Genomic DNA, 7,119 nt, shown 5'->3' with positions numbered 1-7,119 from the left:
TCATCAGCCTGGGCGACAGCTTTCACGATGGCGGCGGCGCCCAGCGTATGCATGCAAGCTTCCGCGAGCGGCTGGAAGCGCTGATGGCAGGCCGAGACTGGTTCTGGGTCGCCGGCAACCATGACCCGGAAGCGCCAGCCGATCTGCCCGGCGAAACGGTGCGTGAACTTGCTATAGGCTCGCTGCTGTTCCGGCATGAGCCGTCGAAGCAGCGTGTCGAAGGCGAAATAGCGGGCCATCTGCATCCCTGCGCCCGCATAGTCCAGCAGGGACGCTCGGTGAGGCGGCGCTGCTTTGCCGGCGACGGCGGCCGCATGATCATGCCGGCCTTCGGCGCCTATACCGGTTCGCTCAACGTCCTCGACCACGCCTATGCCGGGCTGTTCCGGCTGGACACGCTGATGGCTTATATGCTGGGCGCCCAACGCATCTTTGCCATTTCCGGCTCGATGCTGCGGCCGGGCTAAACAGCCTTACCTGCCATAGTAGAGCGTAACCGTGTGCTTCGCCTCGGCGAAGAACAGCCAGCGCTCGACCAGCATGCCAGCGAACTGGATTGCAGCAGCAAGTATCGACAGCAACGCTGCCAGCGGCCCTGGCAGGGCGAACACAATGGCGAGCAGCCCCAAGGGCAACGCGAAGGCCAGAACCTGCGTGATCTGGCGCAGCCGCGCGCCATGCTTGCGTGCGATGCGGAACCCCATCTCCTTGAGCAGGTAATTCTCCTCGGTATGCGGCCATTCCAGCGACCGCACTGTACCGCCGGCCAACCCGGTTGCGGTGTTGGCGGTGGTCGCGATCTCCAATCGGTCGTTGTAGCGCCAGGTCGCCACTTTCCAGCCCCAGCCGAACAAGGTCAGCAGCAGGCAAGCCGCCAGCTGTACCTTCGAACCAAGCGCAAAGCCCTGCAGCAGCGCGTTCAGCAGCACGCTGCCGGTCATCGCCGAAAAGATGAGGTAGCCGGGCAGGGTGAAGCGGCTGTGCCACTGGGCGATCGGCTTCAGCGACGCATAGATCATGCCGGTGGTGCAGACGGTGACGACCGCGCCGATGGCAGCCAGAAATCCGGCGATGCCGACCCAGCCATCGATGCGGCCGAGAAACACCCAGCCGATGCCGAACAGCCCCGCCGGAATGAAGGTGATGACCGAGGCGACGCCTTCGCGCGACAGCCATGAACTGCGCCATTGCGAGAACGCCCGCCAGGCGCGTTCGGGACGGCCGAGGTGACCCGTTGAAGACAACAACCCGGCCACGATGAGACCGAGTGCCAGGCCCATGCCGACAAGGCCCAGCCAGAAATCAGGCGGGATGATCTGGAAGCCTCCGAACATGCCCAGCAGCGCCAGCAGGCCGTAGCCGGCGCCGGTGGCGGTGGTGAAGAAGACGACGGAGAAGGCTGGATGCATGGGTCAGTTCGAAAGCATGCGGTCGACCCAGCCGAGGAAACCGCCTTCGGCCCGCACCGGTTCCAATGCCGGCGCGGCCACCGATGCGGCGCGCGCGGTGTGGGCGCGCGGCGGCAAATATTTGTTGGTCGGGCGATAGCCGAGCTCGGGCATCAGGTCGACACCGCCGCGCTCCGCCACCAGTTGCGACACAGCCGACAGGGGATCGCCGAGGTCGCCGAAATGGCGGGCGCTGGTCGGGCAAGCGGCGACGCAGGCCGGTACGCGGTCCTCTTCGGCCAGATTGTCATTGTAGATGCGGTCGACGCACAGCGTGCACTTCTTCATCACCCCGACATCGGTGTCGAATTCGCGTGCGCCATAGGGACAGGCCCAGCTGCACAATTTGCAGCCGATGCACTTGTCCTCGTCGATCAGCACGATGCCGTCCGAGGCCCGCTTGTAGGACGCGCCGGTCGGGCAGACGGTAACGCAGGCCGGTGTCTCGCAATGCAGGCAGGAGCGCGGGAAGTTGACGGTGCGCCCGCCCATCTCGGTCGTGTGCTCGTAAGCGTGCACGCGGTTGAACCAAACGCCGTCGACATGGCCGCCATAGGGGTCGATGTCGGTCAGCGGCGCCATGTGGCCGCCGGTGTTCCATTCCTTGCAGGCGGTGACACAGGCCTGGCAGCCGACGCACGTATCGAGGTCGATGACGAGGCCGAGTTTCTTGTCGCTTTGGCTTGGCAGACAGGTCATTCAGTCGTCTCTCTTGCCCGGCGGAATTCGGCGCCGAAAGTCAGCCTGTCGGGCGAGGGTTCGAAATGCGGTGGCTGCTGGAAACGTTCGAATTGCGGCTCGGTGAAGCCGGCTTCTTCGGCCGCGCATTTGACGATGCGCACGCGTAAATCGAACCATGCCGCCTGGCCGGTCACAGGATCGGAGTTCGAATAGCGTTTGCCCTGAGCGTCAGCCGAGGTCTGGTCGCCGATGATATGGTTGAGCAGGAAGCCGCGGTTGCTCTCGGCCGCGTCGTCCTTCAGCCCCCAGCTGCCGCGCCTTTTGCCGATGGCGTTCCAGGTCCAGACCGTGCTTTCGTTGACCCCGTCGATCAGCTTGATCTGCCCCTTCACCCTGCCGTTGATGCTTTCGATCCACACCCAGTCGTCGTCGACAAGGCCGAGGCCAGCTGCCGTACGGTGATGCACGAACAGCCGGTTCTGGCTGGTGATCTGCCGCAGCCACGCATTCTGCGATCCCCAGGAATGGTACATGTGCATCGGCCGCTGCGTCAGCGCATGCAGGGGAAATTTTTCGAGGTCGACGACCGCTTCCTCGAAGGGCATGTACCAGAACGGAAGCGGGTCCATGTAGGTCTCGATGCGTTGGCGATCGGCCTCTGGCGGCAAGACGTGACCGTGCCCACGTGCGGCCAGGCGAAAACGCTGCAGCGGCTCGGAATAGAGCTGGAAGACGATCGGTTCCGCCTTGGGGATGAAGCCCATCTGCTCCGCGAAATCGAGATAGGAGCGGTTGGCCATCTTGTAATAGCGCTGGTCGTCGGCGAAATCGTGGTGCCAGAAGCCGCCATTGTCGATGTAGCGCTGCATCTGGTCCGGGTTGGCCTCGCCCCTGCCAGTCGACGTCCCGTCCTTGCCGCGCCAGCCGGCGAGCGGGCCGATGCCTGATGTGCGCTCATGGTTGACGATGTAGTCGGCGTAGTCGGCATATCTGGCCGAGCCATCGTCGTTGACGAAACCGGGCAGGCCGAGCCGCGCGCCGAGTTCGATCAGCACCGATTGGAACGGCCGGACGTCGCGGTCAGGTTCGACGACGGGATGGCGGATGGCGTCGCCCGGTCCGTCGGCATGGCTGATCGGCCGGTCGAGCAGGCTGATGCAGTCATGCCGCTCAAGATAGGTGGTGTCGGGCAGCACGAGGTCGGCGAACGGCACGGTCTCGGAATAATAGGCATCGGAATAGATGATGAAGGGGATCTTGTAGTTGCCCGCTTCGTCGCTGTCGGTCAGCATGGCGATGGTCTCGACGGTGTTCATCGAGGAATTCCACGCCATGTTCGACATGTACATCATCAGTGTATCGATCGGGTACGGGTCGCCGTCCCAGGCATTGCGGATGACGGTGTGCATCAGGCCGTGTGCCGCCAGCGGTGCGTCCCAGGAATAGGCCTTGTCGAGGCGAAGCGGCGTGCCGGCCTCATCGACCAGCAAATCGTCCGGCCCACAGACGAAACCGAGTGGCATGCCGTCAAGCGGCGTCATCGGCTTGACGGTCTTGCCGGCCGGCTTCGGTCCTGGCGGCGCGGAGCGGGGGTAGGGCGGCTTGAAACGGAAGCCGCCAGGGACATCCACAGTGCCCAGCAACACCTGGAGGAGATGGATGGCGCGGCAGGTGTGGAAGCCGTTCGAATGGGCCGAGATGCCGCGCATGGCGTGCATCGAGACAGGCCGCCCCTTGATCGTCTCGTGCCGGCGCCCGGCCCAATCGGTCCACGCGATCGGCAACTCGATCGTCTGTTCGAAGGCGACATGCGCAAGTTCGGCGGCGATCCTGCGGATCGTATCGGCGGCAATGCCGCAGCGCTCGGCGACCGCGTCCGGCGCATAGCTTGCATCGAGGTAGCGGTCGGCGATGAGCTGGAACACCGGGACGCAGCGGCGCCCGCCGATCGTGAAGCTGCCCGTCAGTGCCGGCTTCGCACTGGCATCGGTGGCGCCGACAGGCGTCTTCGCAACCCTGTCCCACGCCAGCGGATTTCCGTCGGCGTCGCGCACGAACAGCCCGTCATCGGCGGCACCCGGCTCCTGCACGACGAGAACATGGGCATTGGTGTAGCGCAGCAGATAATCGAGATCGACGCGGCCCGCCTTGAGCAATTCGTGGATGAGCGCGAACACGAACAGCCCATCGGTGCCGGGCCGAATGCCGATCCAGTCGTCTGCAATGGCATTGTAGCCGGTGCGGCACGGGTTGATCGAGACGACCTTGGCGCCGCGCGCCTTGAGTTTGCCGAGGCCGATCTTGATCGGGTTGGAATCGTGATCCTCGGCGACCCCGAACAGCATGAAATACCGGGTGTTGTCCCAGTCGGGCTCACCGAACTCCCAGAACGAACCGCCGATCGTATAGAGACCACCGGCCGCCATGTTGACCGAACAGAAGCCGCCATGGGCGGCAAAGTTCGGCGTGCCGAACTGGCTCGCCCACCAGCCGGTCAAGGATTGGGATTGATCGCGGCCGGTGAAGAAGGCCAGCTTCCTGGGGTCGGTCCGGCGGATGGCCGAGAGCCGTTCCGTCGCGATCGAAAACGCCTCTTCCCACTCGATCTCGCGGAACTCGCCGGAGCCGCGCGGCCCGCTGCGCAGCAAGGGCTTCTTCAGCCTTGCCGGACCGTAGTGCTGCATGATGCCGGAGCTGCCCTTGCCGCAGATCACGCCGCGATTGACCGGATGGTCCTTGTTGCCGTTGATGTAGCGGACCTTGCCATCCTTGATGTGCACGTCGATGCCGCAGCGGCAGGCGCACATGTAGCAGGTCGTCTTGGCGATGCTGTCGGAAACATCAGGCGAGGTGTCGACGCCGTCGCCTTCGTCAGGCGCCCGCGTGTCGGCAAGCGGGCGTTGCGATGGTGCCGAATTCGCGCCGCGCGGCGGTCCCTGCATCATGATCCGGTGGCGCCTGTACGGCCCATGGATTTGGCCCGCGTCTTCGGTCCGGGGCCGCGCATGTAATGCTCTTCCGGGTGGTAGCGATCGCCGGCCAGCCGCCGTCTTATGCCGCGGGTCCAATGCGCAAGCAGGGATCTGAACCGCCCGATCATTCTGCTCTCTGCGATCTCTCGGCGAATTTTTTCTAACTTCACGAGGAAACTTAGAATAAAGCTACCGATCCGTCTAATCAGTTGTTCTTGTAAATTCGATCGATATTGGTTCTTAATACAGGCATGACCCTGGACCAGTTGCGCATTTTCGTCGCCGTCGCCGAGCGCGGCCATATGACCAAGGCGGCGGAATTGCTGGGCATTTCGCAGTCGGCCGCATCGGCCGCCATCCGGGCGCTTGAAGAACAGCACGGCGTCCATCTGTTCAACCGCGTCGGCCGCAACATCGAGCTTGCCCAGACCGGCCACCGGTTCCTGCCCGAGGCCAAGGCCGTGCTCGAGCGGGCCGCCGCCGCGCGCAATGTGCTGGAGCATGTCTCGCAGACCGTCACCGGCAGCCTCTCGATCGCCGCCAGCCAGACTATCGCCAGCTACTGGCTGCCGCGCCGGCTGGCTTCCTTCCACGAAGCCTATCCGGCCGTCAGGCTGAGCGTCTCCATCGGCAACACCAGGCAGGTCGAGGCCAATGTCCTCGATGGCGCGGCGGATCTCGGCCTGGTGGAGGGGCGCACCGAGTCCGACATATTGCGCCGCACCAAGGTCGACGTCGACAGGCTGATCCTGGTGGTTGCCAGCGCGCATCCGGAGATCCCCGAAGTCGCGCCCGGCCGCCCTGACATCAAGGGCCTGCGCTGGATCATCCGTGAGGGCGGTTCCGGCACGCGCGAGGTGCTGGAGGATCTGGCGCGCCACGAAGGGATTTCGCTCGCCGACCTCCAGATATTCCTGGTGCTGCCGAGCAATGAAGCTATTCGCCAGGCCGTCGAGGCGGGGGCCGGCGCCACCATCATTTCCGAACTTGTCGTGGCACGCGCCGTGGCCGAAGGCAGTCTGAGGTCGGTGCCGCTCCAACTGCCGAAACGCGACTTCGCCATGATCACCCATCGCGATCGCCAGGCAAGCCTGGCCCAGATTGCGCTCAAGGCGCATCTGGGTACGTCGGATCAACGGCGAGGGTTCGCTGAGATTCAGGTCAGGCCGAGTCGAAAATGGCTGATGCCGAGAACCGGAGCGGAGCGTACTTAAAGTACGTGAGCACCGGAAGCGCAGGTATCAGCCATTTGCAGGCCGGCATCACCTGAATATCAATGGACCCGGTCAACCGAACTTTCGCTGCGCATCCAGCGCCAGGCCAAGTCCGACCGAGCCGAACATGTCGCCTTCGATGACGGATGCCTGCGGCACCAGCGACAGGATTTCTCGCCTTGCCAGCGGGATCGCGGTCGATCCGCCGGTCAGGAACACCGCGGTGATGTCGGATGGCTTCACCTCAGCGTCCCGGATGGTCTGCGCTACCGTCGCCGTGACCCGCTCGATGTCCCTGGCGATCGTGGCATCCAGCCCGTTGCGCGTGATTTCGGCCGCGAACTCCGCACCCGGCAGCTTCACCACGACCTCCGCGGATGACCTGTCGGTCAGCTCTATCTTGGCTTTTTCGACAAGTGCGGCCAGCGCGTGTCCATAGCGGTGTTCGACGATGTGGATGAAACGGTCGACCAGGTCGGCGCGCTCGGCCTCGTAGCGGATCTGGCGCAGATGCGTCATCGCCTTGGCGGTGTAGACCAGGTTGATGCGCTGCCATGTCGCGAGGTCGATGAAGTAGCTTGCCGGCAGATTGCGCTTGCCGTCCTTGGTCGGCGTCAAATAGCCGAGTTGCGGCATGACATGGGCGATGCTCAGCAGCCGGTCGAAATCCGTACCGCCGATATGGACGCCCCGGCTGGCCAGGATGTCGTCCTTGCGGTCGAGCGACCGGGAGCGCTGCGGCGAGACGCGCACGATCGAGAAGTCCGACGTGCCGCCGCCCATATCGATGATCAGCGCCAGTTC

General features: G+C 64.3%; 5 protein-coding genes and 1 pseudogene. 2 read left to right on the top strand and 4 right to left on the bottom strand.

The window, feature by feature from the left end; translation table 11 throughout:
* Positions 1-467: pseudogene (locus EN984_RS16615) on the top strand (metallophosphatase); the annotation flags it as partial.
* A 6-nt stretch (positions 468-473) separates the two neighbouring features.
* Here the strand turns inward: EN984_RS16615 and EN984_RS16610 are convergent.
* The 3 genes from EN984_RS16610 to EN984_RS16600 are packed head-to-tail and all read right to left on the bottom strand — an operon-like array spanning position 474 to position 5,074.
* The gene (locus tag EN984_RS16610) at positions 474-1,409 is read right to left on the bottom strand and encodes a dimethyl sulfoxide reductase anchor subunit family protein (protein ID WP_127267784.1); all 936 of its coding nucleotides are present in this window, start codon (positions 1,407-1,409) and stop codon (positions 474-476) included.
* 3 nt (positions 1,410-1,412) lie between these two features.
* Positions 1,413-2,147 carry a 4Fe-4S dicluster domain-containing protein gene (locus tag EN984_RS16605; protein WP_127267783.1) on the bottom strand — a complete coding sequence of 245 codons (735 nt, stop codon included), beginning with the start codon at positions 2,145-2,147 and terminating at the stop codon, positions 1,413-1,415.
* On the bottom strand, positions 2,144-5,074 hold the full coding sequence (locus EN984_RS16600) for a molybdopterin oxidoreductase family protein (protein ID WP_164749455.1): 2,931 nt from the start codon (positions 5,072-5,074) through the stop codon (positions 2,144-2,146). The genes EN984_RS16605 and EN984_RS16600 overlap by 4 nt, the downstream gene beginning before the upstream one ends.
* A 278-nt stretch (positions 5,075-5,352) precedes the next feature.
* Between EN984_RS16600 and EN984_RS16595 the strand changes: the two genes are divergently transcribed.
* Positions 5,353-6,315: a LysR family transcriptional regulator gene (locus EN984_RS16595; RefSeq protein WP_236383353.1), complete on the top strand. Its 963-nt coding sequence runs from the start codon at positions 5,353-5,355 to the stop codon at positions 6,313-6,315.
* A gap of 72 nt (positions 6,316-6,387) precedes the next feature.
* Here the strand turns inward: EN984_RS16595 and EN984_RS16590 are convergent.
* Positions 6,388-7,119, bottom strand: a 732-nt coding sequence (locus EN984_RS16590; RefSeq protein WP_164765496.1) for an Hsp70 family protein, incomplete at its 5' end; no start/stop codon positions are given.

The organism is Mesorhizobium sp. M7A.F.Ca.CA.004.12.1.1, from assembly GCF_003997835.1.
Classification (GTDB): Bacteria; Pseudomonadota; Alphaproteobacteria; order Rhizobiales; family Rhizobiaceae; genus Mesorhizobium.
This window is presented reverse-complemented; position numbering and strand designations above follow the sequence as displayed.